At 67.3% G+C, this 25829-nt stretch carries 19 protein-coding genes and 1 pseudogene; 12 read left to right on the forward strand and 8 right to left on the reverse strand.

Annotation, left to right across the window (positions count from 1 at the left end; translation table 11 throughout):
- The first annotated feature begins 44 nt into the window (after window positions 1–44).
- The 3 genes and pseudogenes from VL15_RS17595 to VL15_RS17605 all read left to right on the forward strand — a co-directional run.
- A complete protein-coding gene (locus VL15_RS17595) occupies window positions 45–1397 on the forward strand; it encodes an MFS transporter (RefSeq protein WP_196319599.1) in 1353 nt (450 codons plus the stop codon).
- A 109-nt stretch (window positions 1398–1506) separates the two neighbouring features.
- Window positions 1507–2652, forward strand: a complete 1146-nt coding sequence (locus VL15_RS17600; protein WP_048247204.1) for an alpha/beta fold hydrolase — start codon at window positions 1507–1509, stop codon at window positions 2650–2652.
- Window positions 2653–2774: 122 nt separating this feature from the next.
- Window positions 2775–3743 (forward strand): annotated as a pseudogene (locus tag VL15_RS17605) (D-2-hydroxyacid dehydrogenase family protein); the annotation flags it as partial.
- A 274-nt stretch (window positions 3744–4017) separates the two neighbouring features.
- Here VL15_RS17605 and VL15_RS17610 read toward each other — a convergent pair.
- The 4 genes from VL15_RS17610 to VL15_RS17625 form a co-directional block, all read right to left on the reverse strand.
- Complete coding sequence (locus VL15_RS17610; protein ID WP_048247208.1) at window positions 4018–5157, reverse strand: patatin-like phospholipase family protein; 1140 nt, start codon at window positions 5155–5157, stop codon at window positions 4018–4020.
- 108 nt (window positions 5158–5265) lie between these two features.
- Complete coding sequence (locus tag VL15_RS17615) at window positions 5266–5727, reverse strand: cupin domain-containing protein (RefSeq protein WP_048247209.1); 462 nt, start codon at window positions 5725–5727, stop codon at window positions 5266–5268.
- A gap of 94 nt (window positions 5728–5821) precedes the next feature.
- Window positions 5822–6163, reverse strand: a complete 342-nt coding sequence (locus VL15_RS17620) for a plastocyanin/azurin family copper-binding protein (RefSeq protein WP_048247211.1) — start codon at window positions 6161–6163, stop codon at window positions 5822–5824.
- Window positions 6164–6184: 21 nt separating this feature from the next.
- Window positions 6185–7129, reverse strand: a complete 945-nt coding sequence (locus VL15_RS17625; protein WP_048247213.1) for a metallophosphoesterase family protein — start codon at window positions 7127–7129, stop codon at window positions 6185–6187.
- Between the two features lie 257 nt (window positions 7130–7386).
- Between VL15_RS17625 and VL15_RS17630 the strand changes: the two genes are divergently transcribed.
- The 3 genes from VL15_RS17630 to VL15_RS17640 all read left to right on the forward strand — a co-directional run bounded on the left by VL15_RS17630 (window position 7387) and on the right by VL15_RS17640 (window position 12160).
- A complete protein-coding gene (locus VL15_RS17630) occupies window positions 7387–8976 on the forward strand; it encodes an inorganic phosphate transporter (protein WP_048247216.1) in 1590 nt (529 codons plus the stop codon).
- Between the two features lie 80 nt (window positions 8977–9056).
- Window positions 9057–10811, forward strand: a complete 1755-nt coding sequence (locus VL15_RS17635; RefSeq protein ID WP_048247219.1) for an ABC transporter permease — start codon at window positions 9057–9059, stop codon at window positions 10809–10811.
- An 11-nt stretch (window positions 10812–10822) separates the two neighbouring features.
- Window positions 10823–12160 (forward strand): AAA-associated domain-containing protein, encoded by a 1338-nt coding sequence (locus tag VL15_RS17640; RefSeq protein WP_048247221.1) that lies wholly within the window; start codon window positions 10823–10825, stop codon window positions 12158–12160.
- A gap of 27 nt (window positions 12161–12187) precedes the next feature.
- Here VL15_RS17640 and VL15_RS17645 read toward each other — a convergent pair whose 3' ends face one another.
- Window positions 12188–13066, reverse strand: a complete 879-nt coding sequence (locus VL15_RS17645; RefSeq protein WP_048247222.1) for a MurR/RpiR family transcriptional regulator — start codon at window positions 13064–13066, stop codon at window positions 12188–12190.
- Window positions 13067–13426: 360 nt separating this feature from the next.
- Between VL15_RS17645 and ggt the strand changes: the two genes are divergently transcribed.
- Entirely contained in the window at window positions 13427–15178 is a 1752-nt protein-coding gene (gene ggt, locus VL15_RS17650; protein WP_048247224.1) for a gamma-glutamyltransferase, read from the forward strand.
- A gap of 160 nt (window positions 15179–15338) precedes the next feature.
- On the forward strand, window positions 15339–16667 hold the full coding sequence (locus tag VL15_RS17655; RefSeq protein WP_048247225.1) for a dicarboxylate/amino acid:cation symporter: 1329 nt from the start codon (window positions 15339–15341) through the stop codon (window positions 16665–16667).
- Window positions 16668–16669: 2 nt separating this feature from the next.
- Here VL15_RS17655 and VL15_RS17660 read toward each other — a convergent pair whose 3' ends face one another.
- Complete coding sequence (locus VL15_RS17660) at window positions 16670–17059, reverse strand: DUF3331 domain-containing protein (protein ID WP_048247228.1); 390 nt, start codon at window positions 17057–17059, stop codon at window positions 16670–16672.
- 44 nt (window positions 17060–17103) lie between these two features.
- The gene (locus VL15_RS17665; protein WP_048247229.1) at window positions 17104–18396 is read right to left on the reverse strand and encodes an NAD(P)/FAD-dependent oxidoreductase; all 1293 of its coding nucleotides are present in this window, start codon (window positions 18394–18396) and stop codon (window positions 17104–17106) included.
- Between the two features lie 148 nt (window positions 18397–18544).
- Here VL15_RS17665 and VL15_RS17670 point away from each other — a divergent pair, with 148 nt between their 5' ends.
- Window positions 18545–19198, forward strand: a complete 654-nt coding sequence (locus VL15_RS17670) for a TetR/AcrR family transcriptional regulator (RefSeq protein ID WP_048247230.1) — start codon at window positions 18545–18547, stop codon at window positions 19196–19198.
- A 21-nt stretch (window positions 19199–19219) separates the two neighbouring features.
- Here the strand turns inward: VL15_RS17670 and soxR are convergent, their stop codons facing one another.
- Window positions 19220–19699, reverse strand: a complete 480-nt coding sequence (gene soxR, locus VL15_RS17675; RefSeq protein WP_034180419.1) for a redox-sensitive transcriptional activator SoxR — start codon at window positions 19697–19699, stop codon at window positions 19220–19222.
- An 80-nt stretch (window positions 19700–19779) separates the two neighbouring features.
- On the opposite strand from soxR, the gene VL15_RS17680 reads away from it, so the two are divergent.
- From VL15_RS17680 to VL15_RS17690, 3 genes are read left to right on the forward strand one after another with little or no spacing between them, the layout of a single operon-like run.
- Complete coding sequence (locus tag VL15_RS17680; protein WP_048247231.1) at window positions 19780–21006, forward strand: efflux RND transporter periplasmic adaptor subunit; 1227 nt, start codon at window positions 19780–19782, stop codon at window positions 21004–21006.
- 13 nt (window positions 21007–21019) lie between these two features.
- Window positions 21020–24193: an efflux RND transporter permease subunit gene (locus tag VL15_RS17685; protein ID WP_048247232.1), complete on the forward strand. Its 3174-nt coding sequence runs from the start codon at window positions 21020–21022 to the stop codon at window positions 24191–24193.
- Window positions 24190–25701: an efflux transporter outer membrane subunit gene (locus VL15_RS17690; RefSeq protein WP_048247234.1), complete on the forward strand. Its 1512-nt coding sequence runs from the start codon at window positions 24190–24192 to the stop codon at window positions 25699–25701. Before VL15_RS17685 ends, VL15_RS17690 begins: the two co-directional genes overlap by 4 nt.
- The last annotated feature ends 128 nt before the right edge of the window (window positions 25702–25829 follow it).

Raw genomic sequence — 25829 nt, forward strand, 5'->3', positions numbered from 1 at the left:
ACCGCGCCTCCTCCTGAATCGGGAATCGCACGATGCCGCGCCACGTGAACCATCTCCGCTGGAAGATCGTCGCCTTTCTGGTCGCGCCGCTGACCTTCGTGATGACGCTCGATCGCGCGGCGATGGCCGTGGCCGCACCGACGATCCAGGGCGAACTCGGCCTGTCGATCGTCGATATGTCGATGATCCTGACGGTCTACTTCTGGGCCTATGCGATCGGACAGATTCCGGCCGGGCGCGCGGCCGAACGCTTCGGATCGCGCAGGGTGCTGTTCGGCACGAGCACGCTGTGGTCGCTGATGATGATCGTCACGCCGTTCGGCGGGTCGTTCGCCTGGCTGTTCGGCTGCCGGCTGGTGCTCGGCGCCGCGCAGTCGGCCGACTGGTCGAGCAGCGTCGTCGCGCTCAAGCGCTGGTTTCCGACCGGCGAACGCGCGAAAGGCAACGCGGTGCTGCTCGCGGGGCTGTATCTGGGCCCGATCGTGTCGGCGCCGCTCACCGCATGGACCATCGTGCGGTTCGGCTGGCATGCGGTCTTTTACGGGTTCGGCGCGCTCGGCCTGCTGCTCGGCGCGATCTGGTGGCTCGGCTATCGCGATGCGCCGGCGTCGCACCCGCTCATCACGCAGGCCGAGGCCGACACCATCGCGGCCGATCAGCCGCCCGACCACGTGGCCGAGTCGGGCTCGCTTGTGCGCTGCCTGCGGTTGTGGCGTTTCTGGATCTTCGGCATCCAGTACTTCCTGCTCGTGCTGATCCAGAGCTTCTACACGACCTGGCTGCCGACCTACCTGATGCGCGCGCGCGGATTGTCGCTGAAGGCGATGGGGCTGTACGCGTCGCTGCCGTGGGTGGCCGTGTTCGCGGCGGTGTTCGTCGCGGGAACCGTCAGCGACCGGCTGCTCCGGAAAACGGGCTCGATCTACTGGGCCCGCACGCCGGTCGCGATCGCCGGATTCGTCGTGAGCGCGCTCGCGCTGGTCGCGGCGTCGCGCGCGGACGCGATGGCGGCGGTCATCGGGCTGCTGTGCCTGTCGTTTGCGGCGGTCGGGTTCGCGCAGGTGGTCGTGTGGTCGGCCGCGCAGGATCTCGGGCGGCCGTTCGCCGGCGTGATGTCGGGCTGGACGAACGTGTGGGGCGCGCTGTCGAACGTCGCGGGCCCGATGACGCTCGCGCTGGTCGTCAAGGTCACCGGCAACTGGGGCAGCGGGATGATCGTGATCGGGGCCGCGGCGGCCTGCGGCGCGGTGTTGTGGCTGTTCGTGCACCCCGAGCGGCCGTTGCTTGCCGTGGCGACGGACGGCTTGCCGCCGCCGGAGGGTGGCGCGAACGCGCCGCGCGGCGACGGGCGAGCATCCCGCGCCGATGCCGGGCGGGTGTCCGAACCGGCCGGCTGAACCGTGTTCCGCAACCGGTCGGCAGCGCGCGACGGATTCTGCGACCATCGCCGTTAAAGTCATATCAGCCACCAGGTCAGCCACCAGGTCAGCCACCAGGTCCGCCACCATGCCGCTCATTTCCGTCGCTCTTGCCCGAATCCGGTCCTCCCGCATGCTGTCATGCGCCATTCCTCTCTTGGTAGCCTGCGCCACGGCCGGCGTGCTGGGCGGCGCGCGTCCGGCCGAAGCCGCCACACAGCGCGAACGTCTCGAAGCGCCGGTCAAGGCCGTTGCCGACCAGCGCGTGGCCGTCGAGACGCCGCAGGGCAGCGCGGTGCTGCCCGTCTATGCCGACCATCCGCTCGACCAGCCCGCGCCCGACGTCACGCGCGTCTTCATCGTGATTCACGGCACGCTGCGCAATGCGGACGCGTATTACGCATCCGGGCTCAAGGTCGTCGAGAAGGCCGGCGCGGCCGGCAAGGGCACGATGGTCGTCGCGCCCCAGTTCCTGACGCGCGCCGATACGCGCGCATTCTCGTTGCCGGCCCAAACGCTCGCGTGGACGCAGGAAGGGTGGAAGGGCGGCGAGCCGGCCCGCCAGCCGGGCCCGATCAGTTCGTTCGCCGCGCTCGACGCGTTGCTCGCGCATTTCGCCGATCGCAGCCTGTACCCCGCGCTGTCGACGGTGGTCGTGATCGGCCATTCGGCCGGCGCGCAGTTGCTGCAGCGTTACGCGGTGGCCGGGCACGGCGGCGACGCGCTGGCGCGCGCCGGTCTTGCCGTGCGCTATGTGGTCGCGAATCCGTCGAGCTACCTGTATTTCGACGACGAACGGCCGGACGGCCAGGTGCTCGCGGGCGGCGCGTGTCCGAGCGCGACGGAATGGAAATACGGCTTGAAGTCGGCGCCGCCCTACGTTGCGTCGCAGGACGTGGGTGATCTCGAAGCGCGCTACGTCGCGCGCAACGTCGTGTACCTGCTCGGCCAGGCCGACACGAACCCGTACACGCATTTCATCGACCGCTCGTGCGCGGCGATGGCGCAAGGCCCGTACCGGCTCGCGCGCGGGCTCGCTTACTTCGATTACCTGAAGAAGCGGCACCCGGCCGGTCTTGCGCAGCAGGTCGTCGAAGTGCCGGGCATCGGGCACGACAATCTGGGCATGTTCACCTCCGCTTGCGGGCTGGCCGTGCTGTTCGACCAGGCGTTGCCGCAATCGTGTCCGGTTGTCGCCGGCACGGCGCCGGTCGTGCGCGCGGCGGGGCAGTGAGCGTGTGCCATCCGTGGTGGCGCCACTGGATCGATCAGAAAAATGCAGGAATCGGCAAGATAAATTCATTTCCCGATTGATCGCTCGCGGTTCAGGATGACGGCGTTGCCAGGAGCGCCCCCATGAACATCACGATCCTCGACGATTATTTCGACACGCTGCGCACGCTGCCGAGCTTCCGCAAGCTGGACGGGCACGCGGTCACGATCTGGAACGATCACGTGCAGGACGTCGACGCACTGGCCGAACGCCTGCGCGACACGGAAGTACTGGTGCTGATCCGCGAGCGCGCGCAGATTCGCGCGCCGCTGATCGCGCGGTTGCCGAAGTTGCGGCTGATCAGTCAGCGCAGCGTCTATCCTCACATCGACATCGATGCGTGCACCGCCCAAGGCGTGATCGTGTCGTCGAACCAGCATGCAGGGACACCTTCCTATGCGGCCGCCGAGCTGACGTGGGGCCTTGTGCTTGCGGCGATGCGTCAGATTCCGCAGCAGATGCATGCGCTGCAAACCGGCCACTGGCAGATCGGCGTCGGACGCACGCTGCGCGGGCGCACGCTGGGCATTTACGGTTATGGCCGGATCGGCGCGGAAGTCGCGCGATACGGCGCCGCGTTCGGTATGAACGTGCTGGTCTGGGCGCGCGAAGCGTCGTTGCAGCGGGCGCGCGACGACGGCTGGGAGACCGCACTGGACAAGCGATCGTTCTTCGAAACATGCGACGTGCTTTCGCTGCACATGCGGCTCGTGCCGGCCACGCGCGGCATCGTGACGGCAGAGGATCTGGGCCGGATGAAACCCGACGCGCTGCTCGTGAACACGAGCCGCGCGGGCCTCGTCGCACCGGGCGCGCTCGAAGCGGCCTTGCAGGCCGGCCGGCCCGGCATGGCGGCGGTGGACGTCTACGACACGGAGCCGCTGCGCGACCCTTGGCATCCGTTACTGCGTTTGCCGAATGTCGTGTGTACGCCGCATATCGGCTACGTGACCGAGGACGAATACGAGACGCAGTTCTCCGATGTGTTCGACCAGATCGTGTCCTATGCGGCCGGGGAGCCGATCCATGTGGTCAACCCGGACGTGCTCGCGCGCGAAGCGGCGTCGATCGAGCCGTTGATCCTCGATTTGCTCGAATGGATCGGGCCCGGCGCGCGGCCGTACGACGAGGTGATCGATGCATGGCGCACGTCGTGCCCGCGCCTGCCGGTGTGGGAGGAAGCCTGCGCGCGCGGCTACGTGATCCGGCACCATGCGCCCGGCGGCGTGGCCCAGGTCGAGGTGAGCACGGCCGGCCGCGCGCGCCTTCAGGCCGATCGCGCGTGATCGCGCCGAGGCGATCGGAGCACGGCTGCGGCGCCGCGCGTCATGCCGGTTTCTCGGCGACGGGCGGTGCGTCCGGGTCGAATACCGTCAGGCCTTCCGTCGGATCCGTCGGCTGGCCCCACGGACGGGCCGCGATGGCCCGTTTCGCGGCCTCGTAGCCGGCTTGCCGGCGGGCTGCGATGCCGCCCGGCGTGAAATCGATGTCCTTCAACTGATTGTCGCCGGCGAGGCGCGGCGCCGCGAGCTTGATCAGGTGCATCGTGGTCTCGCATCCCCACGCGGCGAGCCGGCGCACGGCCGGCGACGCGCGTTCGGCTTCCGGCACGTGCCGGGCCAGTTCGCGGATCACGTGGCGTAGGCGGTGGATCTGCTGCTGGCGCGCGATGTGACTGTCGGTGCGGCTCGCGTACTGGATGTCCTTCTGCCGTTCCGACACCTGCCAGATGCTCTCGGGCTCGGGGCCGGCCGGATTCCACATCTGCACCGAGAAGATGATCGAGCTGCGGCGCGGATTGTCGTCGAGTACGACCTCGACCGGCGTATTCGAATACACGCCGCCATCCCAGTACGGCTCGCCGTCGATCCGGATCGCCGGGAACGCGGGCGGCAGCGCGCCCGAACTCATGATGTGGTCGATCCCCAGCTGCGTATCGCGCGAATCGAAATAGCGCATCGCGCCCGTGCACGCATTGACCGCGCTGACGGTCAGGCGCGGGTGGCCCGCGTTCAGCAGGCCGGGCTCGATCAGTGATACGAGCGTGTCGCGTAGCGGCGCGATCCGGTAATACGACGCGCGATCGACGCCGAGGCGGACCATCGGCCCGAACCACGACGCCGGATTGGGCTGGAAGAACCCCGCGATGCCGCCGCCGATGATCATCATCTCGGCCAGCGTCCGGTCCCAGCCGGGCAGCAGCGCCGGGACGTCGAAACGGGTCCGTTCGGTCACGCGCTGCCAGAACGCCAGCAGCTTCTCGTAGCGCTGTTCCGGCGGGTTCCCGGCGATCAGCGCCGCGTTGATCGCGCCGATCGACGTGCCGACCACCCAGTCGGGCCGGATGCCAGCTTCGTCCATCGCCTGAAAGACGCCGAGCTGGAACGCACCCAGTGCGCCGCCGCCCTGGAGCACGAGCACGACTTGCCCGGGGAGGTCCATTCGTGCCGGCTGGCTCGCGGTCATGGCTTGCCTCGCTGCGTGTGACGGTGGGTCGGATCCGAACAGTTCGATTCAGTGTAGGCGATCGGCGGCGCGGCAATGCCCGCTGCGCCACGCGCGCGAGGATGTGCGTCAGGCGTCCGGGTACGGCGTGCCGTCCTTGTGCAGGAACCGGCCGTCGCGGCTCGGGCTCATCATGTCGATGTCCGGGCAGGTGATCACGTCGTCCGGCGAGCGCGAGCCGACCTCGAGATAGATGGCGACCGCATCGGACCGGTTGACCAGGTGATGGCCGTTGCCCGAGCCTTTCGGAAACGCCGCGCAGTCGCCCGCGCGCAGCACGGTCTCGCCGCCGTCCTCGATCATCACGAGTTCGCCTTCGAGCACGTAGACGAATTCGTCTTCGTCGGAATGCCAGTGGCGCTGGCTCGACCAGCCGCCCGGCGGCACGCGCATCAGGTTGACGCCGAAATCGCGCAGCCCGCCGGCGTCGCCGAGGCGCTGGCGGATGCGCTGCGCGCACGGCGCGTCGAATGGCTTCGGATAGCCGCTGCCCGGGCGTTCGGGCACGGCGCTGACGTCGATCCTGGGCATGGGCGGCTCCGTCTGCCACGTGGGCGAATGGGACGGGGCTCATTGTAGGCGGCCGCCGCCCGCCGTTCGTCCGCGCGTTTCGTGGGAGGCCGCGTCATTCGACGGTGATCGTCTCCTTCATGTACGGATGAATCCCGCAGAACACTTTGTAGACGCCCGGCTTGTCGAAGCGGAACGAGTACGTGTCGCCCTGGTCGAGCGCCGACGAATGAAAGATACCGGCGTCGTTGACGACGGTGTGCGGCTCCCCGTCGAGGTTCTTCCACGTGATCGTCGTGCCGGCCTTGATCGTGGTCGACATCGGCGAAAACATGAAATTGTGGATCGTCACGAGTGGGCCGGCCGGGCCCTGTGCGAACGCGGCGAGCGGGGTGCCGGCGGCGGCCGCGCACAGGATCAGCGCCGCGATGATTTTCGGTTGCTTGAAACGGGTCATGTCGGTCTCCTTGCGTATGGGTCAGGCGAGCGTCGCGTCATGCAGCGACGATGCGGTGGGGTGGCCCGCGAATTCGACGGTCGTCACGCCGAGCATCGACGGCAGCCGGTCGCGCGGTACCGTGAGCGGCACGGGGCCCGGGCCGTTGCCGGCCGTCGGCTGCGGGAACGCGGTCGAGCGCGCGGTATGGAACGTGATGTTGCCCTCGACTTTCGACACGATCTGGTGGATATGCCCGTTCAGCACGGTGACCGAGCCGAAGCGGCGCAGCAGCGCCATCGTCTGCGGCGCGTCGCCGGTGCCCCAGCCCCACGGTTCGTAGATGGTCCACATCGGCATGTGCGAGAACACGACGATCGGCGTGCTCGACGAGCGGCCCTTGAGATCCTGCTCGAGCCACGCGAGCTGATCGTCGCCGAAGCTGCCGAGCCCGTTCGGCTTGAAATGCATCACGTTGACGAGGCCGATGAAGTGCACGCCCGCATGATCGAAGCTGTAATAACCGCGGTTGTCCGACGCCTTGCCGAAGCGGCCGAAATATTCGGCGCCCGAACCGTCGGTGACGTCGTGCTCGCCGGGCACCGTGTGCAGTTCCGGCACGCGCAGCGCCGACAGCAGTTGCGACGCGTGGTCGAATTCCTCGGGCTTGGACAGGTGCGTGATGTCGCCGGTATGGATGGCCAGCGCGGGCATCGCGGGCATCTGGTTGACGAGATCGATCGTCTGCCGCAGCGTGGCCGACACGTCGGGATTGGCTTCCTTGTTGAAGCCGATGTGCGTGTCGCTGATCTGCACGAACAGCGGCCGGCCCGCACCGGCCGGGAGTGCGTCGCCGGTCTGCGCGAGCGCGAGGTCGAACGGCGTCAGGATGCCGCCCGACAGCGTAAACAGCGTGCCGAGGCCGCCGAAGGCCATGCATTGCAGGGCCTTGCGGCGCGACGGGCGGGTGGGATTCGATGAAGACATGGGAGCCTCGCAATCGTATGACGAAACGGGACGGCCGGATCGTCCTGGAATAAACCGGCGCCTTCGCGTGCCATACCGGCGCGACGACGGTTTTATTCCCGCGATCCGCAAATTCGCGCAGGGGAGCTGGGAGCCCGCGAGGCGGCCGTCCGGATGCCGGGCGATGACTTGTTAATGTCCTGTAAGTGACACGTCACATTTGCGTCACGACCGCCCGATAGCCTGCGACACCGAGTCACCTATCCGGAGCCACCTTCATGCCGAATCTCGCGGCAACGGAAACCAGCGGCGCGGCCAGTCACCGCACGCGCACCCTCAGCTTCGCTCTGTTTTTTCTGATCATTGCCTGCGGCATCGTCTATATCGCGATCCACCTGAGCGCGGATCTCAGCCCGGTCAAGGAAAGTTCGGTCCTGCCGTTCGTACTGCTCGTCGTTGCGCTGCTGATCGCGCTCGGCTTCGAGTTCGTGAACGGCTTTCACGACACCGCGAACGCGGTCGCGACCGTCATCTACACGCATTCGCTCGACCCGCACCTGGCAGTCGTCTGGTCGGGCCTGTGGAACCTGTTCGGCGTGCTCGTCTCGAGCGGCGCCGTCGCGTTCGGCATCCTGCAGTTGCTGCCCGTCGAGTTGATCCTGCAGGTCGGCAGCGGCTCGGGCTTCGCGATGGTGTTCTCGCTGCTGATCGCGGCCGTCACGTGGAACCTCGCGACCTGGTATTTCGGGTTGCCGTCGTCGAGCTCGCATACGCTCGTCGGGTCGATCATCGGCGTCGGCCTGATGAACCAGATCGTCAGCGGCCCGTCGGGCACGAGCGGTGTCGACTGGAACCAGGCGCTCGGCGTTGGCAAGGCGCTGCTGTTCTCGCCGCTGATCGGCTTCGTGCTGTCCGCGCTGGTGCTCCTGCTGCTGAAGGCGCTCGTGCGCGTGCCGGCGCTGTACCAGGAGCCGAAGGGCAACAAGCCGCCGCCGTTCTGGATCCGCCTGCTGCTGATCCTCACCTGCACGGGCGTGTCGTTCGCGCACGGCTCGAACGACGGGCAGAAGGGCATGGGCCTGATCATGCTGATCCTGATCGGCGTGATGCCGACCGCGTATGCACTGAACAAGGCCGTGACGCCGGACCAGGCGAGCACGTTCGTCGCGGTCGCGCGCCACGCGTCGACGACGCTCGGCAAGTACATGGACCCCGCGGTGCAGTCCGCCGACCCGCGCGCCGACGTCGAGGCATACGTGCGCACGCACAAGCTGACGCCCGTGACGCTCCCCGCGCTGGGCAAGCTCACCGACACGATCGCCGACCAGGTCGCGCAGGCCGGCGGCATCTCGAGCGTGCCGCAGAACCTCGTCGACAACGTGCGCAACAACATGTACGTCGCGTCCGAGGCGATCCGCCTGATGGAGAAGGCGAAGGCGCCGGCATTCTCGGTCGAGGACGCGAGCGTGCTCGACGCGCTCAAGAAGCAGATGGACCGCGCGACCAAATTCATCCCGACCTGGGTGAAGGTCGCGGTCGCGATCGCGCTTGGCCTCGGCACGATGGTCGGCTGGAAGCGGATCGTCGTGACGGTCGGCGAGAAGATCGGCAAGTCGCATCTCACGTACGGGCAGGGCGCGTCGGCCGAGGCCGTCGCGATGCTGACGATCGGGATGGCCGACGCATACGGGCTGCCGGTATCGACGACGCACGTGCTCGCGTCGGGCGTGGCCGGCACGATGACGGCGAGCGGTGCGGGCCTGCGCTGGGACACGGTGCGCAATCTCGTGCTCGCGTGGGTGCTGACGCTGCCGGCATCGATCGCACTGTCGGCCGGCCTGTACTGGGCACTGCACGGGCTCTTTTGACCCGAGCCTGCTGATGTAACGCCGGCCGCGCGGCACGCGGCCGACCCCATCGAATTTCAATCCGATACAAGACGCTACCGATGGATATCAGTTTCTTCAATCCGAACCGGACCGCGAACGCGTCCGCGTGGCGCGTGCTCCCCAATCGCTGGGATGCCATCGCGTTTCCGCTGATCATCTGCCTGCTGGCAATGGCGATCGTCGGCTTCCATCAGACGATGGCGCCGATCGGTGTGCTGCAGACGCAGAAGATCACGCTCGATCCGTCGAACCTGCCCGAATACGCGTTGCGTACCACGCTGCGGATGCTCGCCGCGATGGTCGCGTCGCTCGTGTTCACGCTCGTCTACGGCACGCTCGCGGCCAAGAGCCGCCGCGCGGGCATGGTGCTGATCCCGATCCTCGACATCCTGCAGTCGGTGCCGGTGCTCGGCTACATCTCGTTCACCGTCACGTTCTTCCTCGCGCTGTTTCCGGGCCGCGTGCTCGGTGCCGAACTGGCCGCGATCTTCGCGATCTTCACGAGCCAGGCGTGGAACATGACGTTCAGCTTCTACCAGTCGCTGCGCACGGTGCCGCGCGATCTGCACGAAGTGTCGCGCGGTTTTCACCTGACGTCGTGGCAGCGCTTCTGGAAGCTCGAGGTGCCGTTCTCGATGCCGGGCCTGATCTGGAACATGATGATGTCGATGTCGGGCGGCTGGTTCTTCGTCGTCGCGTCGGAGGCGATTACCGTCGGCAACCAGACGATCACGCTGCCGGGGATCGGCGCGTATCTCGCGCAGGCCATCTCCGACAAGAACCTCGGCGCGGTCGGCTGGGTGATCGTCGCGATGACGGTCGTGATCCTCGCGTACGACCAGTTCCTGTTTCGTCCGCTCGTCGCGTGGGCCGACAAGTTCCGGATGGAAAACACGGCGTCCGGCGATGCGCCGCAGTCCTGGCTGCTCGACATGATGCGCCGCACGCACCTGATCCACCAGTTGCTGGTGCCGGCCGGCTGGCTGCTGTCGCAGGCGGCCCGCGTGCCGCTGCGCGTGCCGTCGTTCAAGGGCGTTGGCGCGCGCGTCGCACTGAGCCGCCGTTCGTCGCGGATCGGCGACATCATCTGGGGCGCGCTCGTGATCCTGCTGACGGCGTACGTCGTGTGGCGCGTCGTCACCTTCGTGTCGACCGGCGTGACGATGGCCGAGGTCGGCCACGTGCTCGTGCTCGGGCTCATCACGCTGCTGCGCGTGATGTTCCTGATCCTGATCGCATCGGTCATCTGGGTGCCGATCGGCGTGTGGATCGGGCTGCGCCCGGCGCTCGCCGAAAAGGTCCAGCCGATCGCGCAGTTCCTGGCCGCGTTCCCGGCCAACCTGCTGTTCCCGGTGTTCGTGATCGTGATCGTGCGCTTCCACCTGAACGCCGATATCTGGCTGTCGCCGCTGATCGTGCTCGGCACGCAGTGGTACATCCTGTTCAACGTGATCGCGGGGGCGATGTCCTATCCGAACGACTACAAGGAAGTCACGAAGAACTTCCGGATTCGCGGCCGGCAGTGGTGGCGGCAGGCGATCCTGCCCGGCATCTTCCCGTACTACGTGACCGGCGCGATCACCGCATCGGGCGGCGCGTGGAACGCGAGCATCGTGTCCGAGTTCGTGCAGTGGGGCGACACGAAGGTCGTTGCGCACGGCCTCGGCGCGTACATCGCGCAGACGACCGCCGCCGGCGACTTCCCGAAGATCATCCTGGGCATCGCCGTGATGTCCCTGTTCGTCACCCTGTTCAACCGTCTGCTGTGGCGTCCGATGTACGCCTATGCGGAAGCCCGGCTCCGTCTCGATTGAGAGTTCACGCGATGCAAAATTCGACCGTTATCAACGCCCCTGTCCAGACGTCCCAGCCGCCGCGCCTCGGCGACGAAATCCTGCGCGTCGATCACGTCTGCCGCGGCTTCAACAAGTCGCAGGGCGAGCTGCTCGTGCTCGACGACGCGAACCTGTCGCTGCGCGAAGGCGAGATCGTCGGGCTGCTCGGCCGCTCGGGCTCGGGCAAGTCCACGCTGCTGCGAATCATCGCCGGCCTGATCGAACCGACCGGCGGTGAAGTGACCTATCTCGGCAAGCCGCTGAGCGGCCCGGCCGAAGGCGTCGCGATGGTGTTCCAGACCTTCGCGCTGTTCCCGTGGCTCACCGTGCTGCAGAACGTGGAAGCCGGTCTCGAAGCGCTCGGCGTCGGCGCACGCGAGCGGCGCGAGCGGGCGCTCGCAGCCATCGACCTGATCGGCCTCGACGGTTTCGAAAACGCGTATCCGCGCGAGCTGTCGGGCGGCATGCGCCAGCGCGTGGGCTTTGCGCGTGCGCTGGTCGTCGATCCGACGATCCTGCTGATGGACGAACCGTTCTCGGCGCTCGACGTGCTGACGGCCGAGACGCTGCGTACCGACCTGCTCGATCTGTGGACGCAGGGCCGGATGCCGATCAAGTCGGTGCTGATCGTCACGCACAACATCGAGGAAGCCGTGTTCATGTGCGACCGGATCCTCGTGCTGTCGTCGAACCCGGGCCGCGTGATCGCGGAGATCAAGGTGCCGTTCAAGCATCCGCGCAACCGGCTCGACACGGATTTCCGCAAGCTGGTCGACGACATCTACGCGAAGATGACCGCGCGTCAGACCAATGAAGCGACGAAGAAGGGGCTTGAACCCGGCAGCTGGCTGCCGCGCGTGTCGACCAACCTGATGGCCGGCCTGATCGAAACGCTCGCGATGGCGCCGTACCACGGCCGTGCCGACATGCCGGAAATCGCGCGCACGCTGCATCTCGAGGTCGACGAACTGTTCCCGATCGCCGAAGTGCTGCAGCACCTCGGCTTCGCGGACGTGCGGGAAGGCGACGTGTTCCTGACGCCGCCCGCGCGCGTGTTCGCGGAATTCGGTACGCAGGAGCGCAAGCTGATGTTCGCGGATCACCTGCTGAAGCACGTGCCGTTGGCTGCGCGGATCAGGAAGGTGCTGAACGAGCGTCCGGGGCACCGCGCGCCGCGCGTGCGCTTCGAGCAGGAGCTGGAGGATTTTCTGTCCGACGAAGCGGCCGAGGAAACGCTCGACGCGGTGATCGACTGGGGCCGTTACGGCGAAGTCTTCTCGTACAACGACAAGACCGAAGTGTTCAGCCTCGAGGACGTCGAGAGCTGATGCCCGCGCCCGAATGGCGAGCGATCGTCATTCGGGCAAATCGCGCCGGTTGGTGTCCTGCTCGATGCCGCTCGTGCTGAGATGCTCGATCTTTGCCATCCGCTGCCGCGCGAGTTCCGGCAGCTGGTTCGTCACGCCGATCACCAGCGCTTCGGCGAGCGCCAGCGCCGGCACGTTGGTCTGCAGCATCGCGAAAGGGCGCCCCTGGATCCGCAGCACGATCTCCGCGAATTCGCCGATCGGCGACACCCATTCGTCGGTGATCAGCAGGATCCGCGTGCCGAGCCGGTGCGCGGCCTGCGCGAAGCGGATGCTGTCCTTCTGGTAACGGCGAAAGTCGAAGATGACGAGCACGTCGCCGCGCCCCATGTCGGCCAGCGCGACCGACGCGAGGTTCACGTTGGGTTCGACGTACTGCACATGCGGGCGTGCGTAGGCGAGCGTGAACGAAAACAGCGACGCGAGCGGCGCCGTGTAGCGTCCGCCGCCGCAGAAGATGCGGACGTCCGGATCGGCCAGCTGCGCCACGGCGGCATCGAACGCGGCCGCGTCGAGCCCGTCGATCGTGGTCGCGAGCGACTCGGACAGCCGCTGGAAAATCGCCGCATGGTTGTCGCGCATGCCCGATTCGGAGTGGAACGCATCCATCCGCGCGAGCGGTGAATTCATCGCGGTATCGATCTCGTCATGCAGCGCCTGCTGGAACGACGAGTAATTCGGAAAGCCGATCCGGACGACAAAGCGGAACACGGTGGGATCGCTGACTTCGGCCTGCTTGGCGACGCTCGCGATCGGCCCGAGGCCGAGGCTCGGATAGCGATCCAGCAACGCATGCGCGACCTTCTGTTCCGACGGCGTGAAGCTATCCATCTGGGATAACAGCAACGCCCTGATGCTCGTCCCCATCGGGCACTCCAGCTCTCTTATCTGAATGACAAACGGCAGACGGGTGTCTGCCGGGACTCCATGCATGTTAGCCGATTGACGTGCGGCGGGCCGCGCACGGTCCGGAATTAGAGGGACGTATCACTCGGGAGCGCGTCCGCCCAGTAATGTAATGAAACGAACATTTCTCGAAAACCCTTTCCGTGCGCATTCGCCTTGAATTCAGTAATAACCCTAGGTTTTGGCATAAAAAAGTGAGTGCTATGATCGCGGCCTCGCCGGAATGTATTGTTTATTACATGACGGATTGGCAGCGTCGGCACGCGATGGCGTGGCGGTGCATCCCGGCCTGACCCGGCCATTTGTCTGGAGGATTCCGTCATGAGGCGGCTCGTCATACTCACCCTGTTGTCGGCCATGAGCGTGTGCGCGTTCGCCGCTTCGGACCCCGCGGTCGAAGCGAAGAACGGCATGGTCGTGTCGTCGCAGCACTTCGCGTCGCAAATCGGCGTCGACATCCTGAAGGAAGGCGGCAACGCGGTGGATGCGGCAGTGGCGGTCGGTTATGCACAGGCCGTGACCAACCCGTGCTGCGGCAATATCGGCGGCGGCGGCTTCATGACGGTGCACCTGGCCGACGGCCGCGACCGCTTCATCAATTTCCGCGAAACCGCGCCGGCCGCGGCGACGGCGAACATGTATCTCGACGCGTCGGGCAACGTCCGCGCGGGCGAAAGCCTGTACGGTTATCGCGCGGTCGGCGTGCCGGGCACGGTCGCCGGCCTCGATCTCGCGCAGCGCAAGTACGGCAAGCTGACGCGCCAGCAGGTGATGGCGCCGGCAATCCGGCTCGCACGGGACGGCTTCGTGCTGACGCGCGGCGATACGGACATCCTCGACACGACGATCGAACGTTTCAGGAAGGATCCGGACGCGGCGCGCATCTTCCTGCGGCCCGACGGCACGCCGCTGCAGCCGGGTGATCGCCTGGTGCAGAAGGACCTGGCCCGCACGCTCGAGCGCATCGCGCAGCAGGGGCCCGACGCGTTCTATCACGGCGAGATCCCGAAGCGGGTCGAGGCGGCGTCGAAGCAGGCGGGCGGCCTGATCACGGCGGCCGATTTCGCGTCCTATCGTGCCGAAGACATGGCCCCGCTGAAGTGCACGTACCGCGGCTACGAGTTCGTGTCGGCGCCGCCGCCGAGCTCGGGCGGCGTGACGATGTGCGAGACGCTGAACATCCTCGAAGGGTATGACCTGCGCAAGCTCGGTTACCACTCCGCGGCGTCGATCCACACCATGACCGAAGCGATGCGCCACGCGTACGAGGACCGCAATACGCTGCTGGGCGATCCGAACTTCATCGACAACCCGATCGCGAAGCTGACGAGCAAGGACTACGCGGCGCAGATCCGCAAGAGCATCCACGCCGATACGGCGACGCCGTCGGTCGACGTGCAGCCCGGCGTCGGCATTCACGAGAAGCCGGAGACGACGCATTACTCGATCCTCGACCACGACGGCAATGCCGTGTCGACGACCTATACGGTCAACGGCCGCTTCGGCGCCGTGGTCATCGCGCCGGGCACGGGTTTCTTCCTGAACGACGAGATGGACGACTTCACGACGAAGGTCGGCGCGCAGAACCTGTTCGGCCTCGTGCAGGGCACGCGCAATTCGATCGCACCGGGCAAGCGCCCGCTGTCGTCGATGGCGCCGACCATCGTGACGAAGGACGGCAAGGTGTTCATGGTGGTCGGCTCGCCGGGCGGGTCGCGCATCATCACGATCACGCTGCAGACCGTGCTGAACGTGATCGACTACGGGATGACGCCGCAGGATGCGGTCGCCGCGCCGCGTATCCACCACCAGTGGCTGCCCGACGAGGTCTATTACGAAACCTACGGCCTGTCGCCCGACACGCTCGCGATCCTGCGCAACATGGGCTACAAGATGGTCGAGCAGACGCCGTGGGGTGCCGCCGAACTGATCATGGTCGGCCTGCCGGGCACCGAAGCGGCGAGCCGCCAGAGTTCCGGGAACGATTCGTCGGTATCCGGCAACGTGCGCGCCGGCTTCATCTACGGCTACAACGATCCGCGCCGCCCGGCCGGGTCGGCGATCGGCTACTGATCCGATCGCTTCACGCTGAACCGCTGCCGCCCGCGTTCGCCCTTGCGCGAATGACGGTGCGGCGGCAGCGCGTCCGTTCGCGGACATTCGCAGGCCCGACAGGCCCCCGGGCCGCGCGCCTTTCGTCCTTCAACACCTTCACCGTGCGTCGAATCCCGTTATGAACAAACGAATGTCCGCTGCAGGCTGGATCCTGCTCGCGATGGCGGCCGGCATCTTCATCGGCTACCTGATCTACACGCAGCTTCCCGACAAGCAATCCGCCGCGGAAATCGCCGGCTACATCTCGCTCGTGTCCGATGTGTTCCTGCGGCTGATCAAGATGGTGATCGGCCCGCTGGTGTTCTCGACGCTCGTCGTCGGCATTGCGCACATGGGCGACGCATCGTCCGTGGGGCGCGTGTTCGTGAAGGCGCTCGGCTGGTTCGTCACCGCGTCGCTGATCTCGCTGCTGCTCGGGCTGCTGATGGCGAACCTGTTGCGCCCCGGCGAGAACCTCGGCCTGCCGCTGCCGGACATCGGCGCGTCCGCGCATCTCGCGACGTCCAAGTTCACGCTGAAGGATTTCGTCGGCCACATGGTGCCGAAGTCGTTCGCCGAGGCGATGACGAACAACGAGATCCTGCAGATCGTCGTGTTCTCGATGTTCTTCGGCGTCGCGCTGTCGGCGCTCGGCGAGCGCGGCAAGATCCTCGTCGCCGCGATCGACCAGCTGGCGCACGTGATGCTCAAGATCACCGGCTACGTGATGAAGCTCGCGCCGCTCGCGGTGATGGCCGCGATGGCGTCGACGGTGGCGATCAACGGGCTGTCGATCCTGCTGAAGTTCGCGGTGTTCATGGGCGACTTCTACGTGAGCCTCGTTCTGCTGTGGGGCACGCTCGTCGCTGCCGGGCTGCTGTTCCTCGGCCGCCGCGTGTTCAAGCTGCTCGTGCTGATCAAGGAAGCGTTCATGCTGTCGTTCGCGACCGCGAGCTCGGAAGCCGCGTATCCGAAGATCCTCGACGCGCTCGATCGCTTCGGCGTGCGCCGCAAGATCTCGAGCTTCGTGATGCCGATGGGCTATTCGTTCAACCTCGATGGCTCGATGATGTACTGCACGTTCGCGTCGCTGTTCATCGCGCAGGCCTACAACATCCACCTGTCGCTCGGCACGCAGATCACGATGCTGCTGATCCTGATGCTCACGTCGAAGGGGATGGCCGGCGTGCCGCGCGCATCGCTCGTCGTCATCGCGGCGACGCTGCACCAGTTCAACATCCCGGAAGCCGGGCTGCTGCTGATCCTCGGTGTCGATACGTTCCTCGACATGGGCCGTTCGGCCACGAACGCGGTGGGCAACTCGATCGCGAGCGCGGTGGTCGCGAAGTGGGAAGGCGAGTTGATGTCGGAAGCCGAAGCGCAAGTGCATGCCGCGCATCTCGACGCCGAACTGGAACGGCAGGCTAGCGATCCGGCTCAAGGCGCGGGCCGCGCGAACCCGGTCTGACGCTAGACCGTCAATGCTTCGTCGATGCACGCCGCCAGCACCATCGCGGCGGCGTTGCCCGGCGTCGAACCGAGCAATTGCGGCGCATAGACGCTGTCGCCGATCGCGATCGGCCGCCCCGACAACGCGCAGACGCCGCGCTTGCGCGTCGTGAACAGCCGCCACTTCTGGTAGCCGTAGTGCCCGGTGCAGGCGTCACGCCATGAAATCATCACGGTGTCGGCCGTGGGCCGTTCGAGCACGCTGATGGTCGGCCGGCTCGTCGCATCCCATGACGGCAGCCGGTCGCGCGTCACGCTGCGCCGCCGGGGCTCGCCCCACGAGACGGACGGCATGTCGAAGCTGCCGATCGCGGCAACGGTCATGAGCCAGGGCGCTATACGGTTATTCATGTCGGTTTTCCTTGAAACGTTACGCGGTGCCGCGACGCCCGGCATCACGACAGGCGGATGCGCGGCTGCACGCAGCCGTTGATCCGTTCGGCGAGCCACAGCAGGGTTGCCTTCGAGAAGCCGTGCAGCGCCTGCTGGTGCCGCCGGTAGAGCATCAGGTGGCTGAGCTGCGCGAAGCGCCCCTGGATGAAGCCGCCGCGGAAGAACCCGAACTGCCCGAGCGTGCCGAACGCGTCGTAGTCGCTGATCGACACGAGCGCGCCGAAATCGTGGAACGCGAACGGCGGAATCGGCGTGCCGTCGAGCCACGCGGGCAGGTGCTTCGCGAGATGCTCGGCCTGCTGCGTCGCGACCTGCGCGGTCGGCGGCAGCGGCCGTTCGTGGCCGTCGGGCAACAGGCTCGCGCAATCGCCGATCGCGAACACGTGCTCGTCGGTTGTTGCCTGCAGCGTGGGCCCGACGACGATCTGGTTCGCGCGGTTGGTGTCGAGCCCGTCCAGCGCCTGCATGAGTTCGGGCGCCTTCACGCCGGCCGCCCAGACCATCAGGTCCGCTTCCGCGAACGACCCGTCGCCATAGTGGAAGCCGTTCGCATCCGCCGCCGTGACACGCGTCGACGTCAGCACGCGAAAGCCGATCTGTTCGAGCCGCCGCTGCGCCGACGCGGAAATCTTCGGCGGAAACGCGGCGAGGATGCGCGGGCCGCTCTCGAGCAGCGTGAGCTGCAGCCGCTCGCGCACCGTCGCGTCGCCGTATGCCTGCGCCACTTCCAGCAAGCGGCTCAGTTCCGCCGCGAGTTCCACGCCCGTCGCGCCAGCACCGACGATCGCGACGCGAAACGGCTCGTCGCGCGCGATGCTGCGGAACACCCGCATCCGCAACGCTTCGTTGAAGGTCTCGGCCTGCTGCTGGCTGTCGATGAAGTAGCAGTGCTCGCGCACGCCCGGCACGCCGAAATCGTTGGCCTGGCTGCCGAGCGCAACGATCAGCACGTCGTAGTCGAGTTCGCGCGCCTCGATCACCACGTCGCCGCTCTGCGAGCGGATCTCGCCGAGCTGCACGCGACGGCGCGCGCGATCGAGCCCCGTCAGTTCGCCGGGCTGGTACGTGTAGCCGTGGTCGCGTGCATGGGCGAGGAAGATCACCTGCTGCTGCTGCACGTCGCGCGTGCCGGCCGCGATCGTGTGCAGCATCGGCTTCCAGATATGGGTCGGGCTGCGGTCGACGACGGTGACCTGCGCCCGACCGGACCGGCCGAGACGCTCGCCCAGGCGGGTCGCGAGCTGCAGTCCGGCGATCCCGCCGCCGACGATGACGATGCGTTTAGGGGTTGTCATGGATAAATCATCACGTGATGAATAAGGTATGATCCTAGCGCTTCCCGGCTCCGCATGTCAACGGAGCGGGGCAGGCAGCCCGGTTCCGGCGACGTGAAACCGGGGCCCGAACACGGGCATTCGAACCATTCAAGGGGAGCAGGAAAACGTGGCTGAAGTCACTGAGCGCGCGCCGTCGAAGCGGCGTACGCGCGGGCGGCCGCTGGCGGATGCGTCCGTCGGTCCGGACGTGATATTGCGGGCCGCGCGCCGCACGTTCGCGAAGCGAGGCTACGACGCGACGAGCGTGCGCGAAGTCGCGCGCGAGCTGGGGATCGACGCGGCGCTGATCGCCCATCATTTCGGTACGAAGGAAACGTTGTGGCTCGCGGTCGTCGAGCAGATCGTCGACCTGGCCACGCCGATGTTCGACGCGCTGCGTGCGTTGCACACGTCGTCATTGCCGCATCGCGACCGCGTGCGGCGTGCGCTCGAGCTGTGCGTCGATCACGAGTTCGACGAGCCCGACATCGGGATGTTCTTCTCGACGGCGGCGACCGAAGTGGGCGGGCGGCTCGACCGGCTGCAGGAGCGGATCGTGCGGCCGTATTACGAGGTGATGTTCCCGCTGCTGTCGGACGCCGTGCAGGCCGGCGCGATCCGCGCGGTCGATCCGAACGTGCTGTTCTTCATGCTCGCGAGCGCGATCGGCACGACGGTGTCGTACAGCCACATGATGCTGGAGTACACGTCGCTGCCGACGCAGCGGGACGCGTTCCGGCAGGCCGTGCTCGACGCCGCGCTCAACCTCGTCGGCGACTGAGCGCCGCGCGCGGCCTCCGCATCATTCGACGTCCGTGGGCGGCTTGTCGCCGAGCCAGCGCCGCGCGCCGGGCCCGTTGCGGCCCGCGCGATCCTCCGGGTTGGTCAGCTTGCAGCGCTTCAGCGACAGGCAGCCGCAGCCGATGCACTCGTCGAGGTTGATGTAGAGCCGCTGCAGTTCCTCGATCCGGCTCGCGACGCGCTGCTTCCAGCCGCGCGACAGCCGCTGCCAGTCCTTGTTGCTGGGTGCGGTGTCTTCAGGAAGGCTGACGAGCTGCTCGGCGATCTCGTCGAGCGAATAGCCGATCTTCTGCGCGAACACGATGAACGCGATCAGCCGCAGCACCGCGCGCGAATAGTGGCGGTGACTCGAGCCGTTCCGGTGCGACTTGATGAGCCCGCGCGTCTCGTAGAACCGCAGCGTCGACGCCGGCACGCCGCTGCGTGCGGCCACTTCGCGGATCGACATCAGCGGCCATTTCGGTTCTTCCGGGGTACCCATGACGTTCTCCGGGAAAAGCTTGACTTGAAGTTAACTTCAACTTTTATGCTACGCGGCAGTTTAACCCGTCGCGAGGCATCATGCTCTCCTTATCCCTACGCAGGACGTCGCCTTTGGGCGCCGCTTGCGCACTACTGCTGGCGTTGTCGGGCTGTCACGACGGCAAAGGCGCAGCGTCAGCGTATTCTGTTCCCGAAGTCGGCGTCGCAACCGTCGCGCCGCGCACGGTCCGCCTCGCCGACGAATTCAACGGACGCGTCGAAGCGGTCGACGCGGTCGATTTGCGGCCGCGCGTAAGCGGCTATCTGCAGCGTGTCGCCTACAAGGAGGGCGACCTCGTTACGCAGGGCACGTTGCTGTTCGAGATCGATCCGCGCCCGTACCGCATCGCGCTCGATCGCGCGAACGCGCAGCAGCAACGGGCCCGCGCGGCCGCGAGCCTCGCGAACGTGCAGCTCAAGCGCGTGCAGACGCTGATCGATGCGCATGCAACGTCGCAGGAAGAACTCGACAACGCGCGCGCCACCGCCGAGCAGGCACGCGCGGACCTGCAGGCGGCCGACGCGGCCGTTGCCGACGCGAAGCTCAATCTCGGCTTCACCGAAGTGCGCGCGCCGATCGCGGGCCGCGTCGGCCGCGCGGTCGCGACCGTCGGCAACCTCGCCCGCGCGGACGACACGCTGCTGACGACCGTCGTGTCGCAGGATCCCGTCTACGTGTATTTCGACTGCGACGAGCAGAGCTACCTGCGCTACAACGCGCGCCGCGCCGATCCGAAGCATCGCGCGATCGGCGCCGATCCGGTGCGCGTGGGCCTCGCGAACGAGACGGGCTTCCCGCATGCGGGCACCGTCGACTTCCTCGACAACCGGCTCGACCCGCAAACCGGCACGATCCGCGCGCGGGTGCGGTTGACGAACGCGGATCACACGTTCACGCCGGGCCTGTATGCGCGCGTGCAGCTCGTCAGCGGCCGCGACCAGGATGCGCTGCTCGTCGACGACAAGGCCGTGCTCACCGACCAGGATCGCAAGTACGTATACGTGATCGGCCCCGGCGACAAGGCGCTGCGCCGCGACGTGACGACCGGCCGCGAGTTCGAGGGCGAGCGGATCGTCGAGAAGGGGCTGCAGGCGGGCGACCGCGTGGTCGTCGACGGCGTGCAGCGGATCTACTATCCGGGCGCGCAGGTGAAGCCGAAGGCGCTGCCCGCACGGGCCGATGCCGGTACCGGCAATGGCAATGGCAATGGTGGCACCGGCGGCTCGCAGGCCGTGGCCGATGCCGGCGCGCCGGCCGCGCAATAACGGGAGACATGCGATGGATTTCTCCCGATTCTTCATCGACCGGCCGATCTTCGCGATCGTGCTGTCGATCGTCATCTTCGCGATCGGCCTGATCTCGATCCCGATGCTGCCGGCCGGCGAATATCCGGAAGTCGTGCCGCCGAGCGTCGTCGTGCGGGCGACGTATCCGGGCGCGAACCCGAAGGAAATCGCCGAATCGGTCGCCGAACCGCTGGAAGAGGCGATCAACGGCGTCGAAGGCATCATGTACATGAAGTCGGTCGCCGGGTCGGACGGCAGCCTGCAGGTCGTCGTCACGTTCCTGCAGGGTGTCGATCCCGACACGGCAGCGGTGCGCGTGCAGAACCGCGTGAGCCAGGCGCTGTCGCGCCTGCCCGACGAGGTGCGCCAGTACGGCGTGACCACGCAGAAGCAGTCGCCGACGCCGCTGATGTACGTGAGCCTTTATTCGCCGGACAACAGCCGCGATTCGCTGTACCTGCGCAATTACCTGACGCTGCACGTGAAGGACGAGCTGTCGCGGCTCACCGGCATCGGCGACGTTGGTGTGTACGGCTCCGGTGATTATGCGATGCGGCTGTGGCTCGACCCGAACCGGCTTGCGTCGCGCGGGCTGACCGCGAGCGATGTGATTGCCGCGGTGCGCGAGCAGAACGTGCAGGTGTCGGCTGGCCAGCTCGGCGCGGAGCCGTCGCCGAAGGCCAACGACTTCCTCGTGTCGATCAACGTGCGCGGCCGGCTGCGCACAGTGCAGGAGTTCAGCGACATCGTGCTGCGCAACGGCGACGACGGCCAGGTCGTGAAGCTGTCCGACGTCGCGCGCATCGAGCTCGGCGCGGGCGACTACACGCTGCGCTCGTATTTCAACGACAAGCATTCGGCCGTGGTCGGCATCTTCCTGTCGCCGGGTGCGAACGCGCTCGATGTCGCGAAGGCCGTGTATGCGAAGCTCGACGAACTGTCGAAGCGCTTCCCGCCCGGCGTCGCGTACCGCCCTGTGTGGGACCCGACGGTGTTCGTGCGCGAATCGATCCGCGCGGTGCAGCACACGCTGATCGAGGCCGTCGTGCTGGTCGTGCTCGTCGTGATCCTGTTCCTGCAGACCTGGCGCGCGTCGATCATTCCGCTCGTCGCGGTACCCGTATCGGTGGTCGGCACGTTCGCGTTTCTCCATCTGCTCGGCTATTCGATCAACACGCTGACGCTGTTCGGGCTCGTGCTCGCGATCGGGATCGTCGTCGACGATGCGATCGTCGTCGTCGAGAACGTCGAGCGCAACATCGCACAGGGGCTGAGCCCGCGCGATGCCGCGCATCAGGCGATGCGCGAGGTGTCGGGGCCGATCGTCGCGATCGCGCTCGTGCTGTGCGCGGTGTTCGTGCCGATGGCGTTCATGTCGGGCGTTACCGGCCAGTTCTACCGGCAGTTCGCGGTGACGATCGCGATTTCGACGGTGATCTCCGCGATCAACTCGCTGACGCTGTCGCCCGCGCTCGCCGCGAAGCTGCTGCGTCCGCACGGCGCGCCGAAGGATGCGCTCACGCGTGCGCTCGATCGTGCGTTCGGCTGGCTGTTCCATCCGTTCAACCGCTTCTTCGAGCGCAGCTCCGGCCGCTATCACGGCGTCGTCGCGCGCACGCTGAAGCGGCGCGGCGCGGTGTTCGCGGTCTATGCGGCGCTGCTCGCGGCCACCGCGCTGCTGTTCAACGCGGTGCCGGGCGGCTTCATCCCCGTGCAGGACAAGCTGTACCTGTTCGCGGGCGCGAAGCTGCCGGAAGGCGCGTCGCTCGCGCGCACCAGCGCGGTGACCGAGCAGATGACGAAGATCGCGCTCGGCACCGAGGGTGTCGAGATGGTGCCGGCGTTTGCCGGGCTGAATGCGCTGCAGGGCGTGAACACGCCGAACATCACGAACTCGTACGTGATCCTGAAGCCGTTCGACCAGCGCCACCGCAGCGCCGCGCAGATCAACGCGGACCTGAACGCGCGCCTCGCGGCCATCGGCGGCGGCATTACCTATGCACTGATGCCGCCGCCGATCCAGGGCCTCGGCAACGGTTCGGGCTACTCGCTGTACCTGGAGGATCGCGGCGGGCTCGGCTACGGCGAATTGCAGAATGCGCTCACCGCGTTCCAGGCGGCGGTCGCGAAGACGCCGGGGATGAGTTACCCCGTCAGCTCGTACCAGGCGAACATCCCGCAGCTCGAGGTGAAGGTCGACCGGCTGAAGGCGAAGGCGCAGGGCGTCGCGCTGACCGACCTGTTCAACACGCTGCAGGTCTACCTCGGCTCGATGTACGTGAACGACTTCAACGTGTTCGGCCGCGTGTACCGCGTGATGGCGCAGGCCGATGCCGGTCACCGGCAGACGGCCGCCGACATCGCGAACCTGCGCACGCGCAACGCGAAGGGCGAGATGGTGCCGATCGGCTCGATGGTGACGGTGGGGCCCGCGTACGGGCCGGATCCGGTCGTCCGCTACAACGGTTATCCGGCTGCCGACCTGATCGGCGACGCCGATCCGAAGGTGATGTCGTCGTCGCAGGCGATCGCGAAGCTCCAGCAGATCGCGAAGGAGGTGCTGCCGCCCGGCATCACGCTCGAATGGACCGACCTCAGCTACCAGCAGGTCACGCAGAGCAACGCGGCGATCGTCGTGTTCCCGCTCGCGGTGATGCTCGTGTTCCTCGTGCTCGCATCGCTGTACGAGAGCTGGACGCTGCCGCTCGCGGTGATCCTGATCGTGCCCGTGTGCATGTGTGCGGCGCTGTTCGGCGTGTGGCTGTCGGGCGGCGACAACAACGTGTTCGTGCAGGTCGGTCTCGTCGTGCTGATGGGGCTCGCGTGCAAGAACGCGATCCTGATCGTCGAGTTCGCGCGCGAGCTCGAAATCCAGGGCAAGGGCGTGGTCGACGCGGCGCTCGAGGCCTGCAAGCTGCGGCTGCGTCCGATCGTGATGACGTCGGTCGCGTTCATCGCCGGTTCGGTGCCGCTGCTGATCGGCAGCGGCGCGGGCAGCGAGGTGCGCGCGGCCACCGGCGTGACCGTGTTTGCGGGGATGCTGGGCGTCACGCTGTTCGGGCTGTTCCTGACACCCGTGTTCTATGTGGCGATCCGCAAGCTCGCGGGCGGCACACCAGCCGTCTGGAGCGAACAGCACGGCACCCTTGAAGGAGAAAACCGATGAGCGCCGCTTTCCGTCTTTCCGCGCTCGCGATGTCGGTGACGCTCGCCGCGTGCGCGGTCGGCCCCGATTTCAAGCGGCCCGACACGGCCACGGTCGCGCGGTTCGCACGCGACGCGCATCCGGCCACACAGCGCGATGCGTCGCCGTCCGAAACGCCGCCCGACGCGTCGGCCGATGCCGATGCCGCGTTCTGGCGCGGCTTCGGCGATCCGGCGCTGACGCAGTTGATCGATGCGGCGCTCGCGGCGAACCAGGACCTGCAGGTTGCCGTGTCGCGCTATGACGCGTCGAATGCCCTGCTGTCGCAGGCGACCTTCGACCGTTATCCGACGATTACCGCGAGCGGCCAGATCGGTCATCAGCTGATGAGCAAGGACCAGGCGTTCGGCGCGCCGCGCAGCCAGCGCGATACGCCGACGTCCAGCATCGGGATCAATGCCGCGTGGGAGCTCGACCTGTTCGGCCGCGTGCGCCGCTCGATCGAGTCGCAGCGTGCGGAAACGGCTGCCAGCGCGGCGGACGTGCGTGCGGTGCGGGTCGCGATCGCCGGCGAGGTCGCGAGCACGTACGTCGACCTGCGCGGCTCGCAGGAGCGGTTGCGGATCGCGCGCGAGAACGCCGACAACCAGAAGCAGACGCTCGCGCTGATCAATGCGCGTGTCGGCGCGGGGCGCGGCTCCGAGCTCGATGCGGCGCGCGCGCGGGCGCAGTACGAATCGACGACGTCGCGGATTGCGGTGAACGAAGCCGCGATCGGCGTCGACGAGCACCGCCTCGCGGTGCTGACCGGGCAGACGCCGGATGCGCTGATCGGCCGGTTCGACATGCCGAATGCCGCCGCGACGGCGGGCACGCCCGTGCCGCTGCCGGCGCTGGCCGCCGACATCGATCCCGGCACGCCGGGCGACCTGCTGCGCCGGCGCCCGGATGTCGCGGCCGCCGAAGCACGGCTGCACGCGGCGACCGCGCGCATCGGCGTTGCGACGGCGGACCTGTTTCCGCGCTTCACGCTGTCGGGGCTGCTCGGCAGCGCGACGAGCAGCTACGGGTTCTTCCGCGCGGGCAGTGACACGAACCTGATCGCGCTCGGCATCGACTGGTCGTTCCTCGACGTCGGCCGGGTGCGCGCACGGATCGCCGCGAGCGACGCGGAAGCGGCCGGCCAGCTCGCGCAGTACCGGCAGACCGTGCTCGGCGCGCTGGAGGAGACCGAGAACGCGCTGCTGCGCGTCGCGCGCACGCGTGACGAGACAACGCACCTCGTGCGTGCGGCGGACGACAGCGCGCGGGCCGCGCAGCTCGCGCAGACCCGTTTCTCGGCTGGCGCGATCGACTACTACGAAGTGCTCGATGCGCAACGGACGCTGCTGCAGGCGCAGGATGCGGCCGCCGACGCCCGGATGCGCAGCGCGGCGTCGACGGTCGCGCTGTACAAGGCACTCGCGGGCGGCTGGCCGTCGGGAACGGGGCAGGGGGCGCAAGGCGCGCTCGCGCAGTCGGGGCAGTAGTGCGGGCAGGGCGGCGCGAAATCGCGCCGTCGTCGACGAACACGCGGATCTGCCCGCCGACGGGTGTGCATGCCCCTGCAATGGCAACGACGGGGAGGGAAATCGTATCGAGGTAAAATTTAATTGCA

The organism is Burkholderia cepacia (assembly GCF_001039005.1).
GTDB classification, from domain to species: Bacteria; Pseudomonadota; Gammaproteobacteria; order Burkholderiales; family Burkholderiaceae; genus Burkholderia; species Burkholderia theae.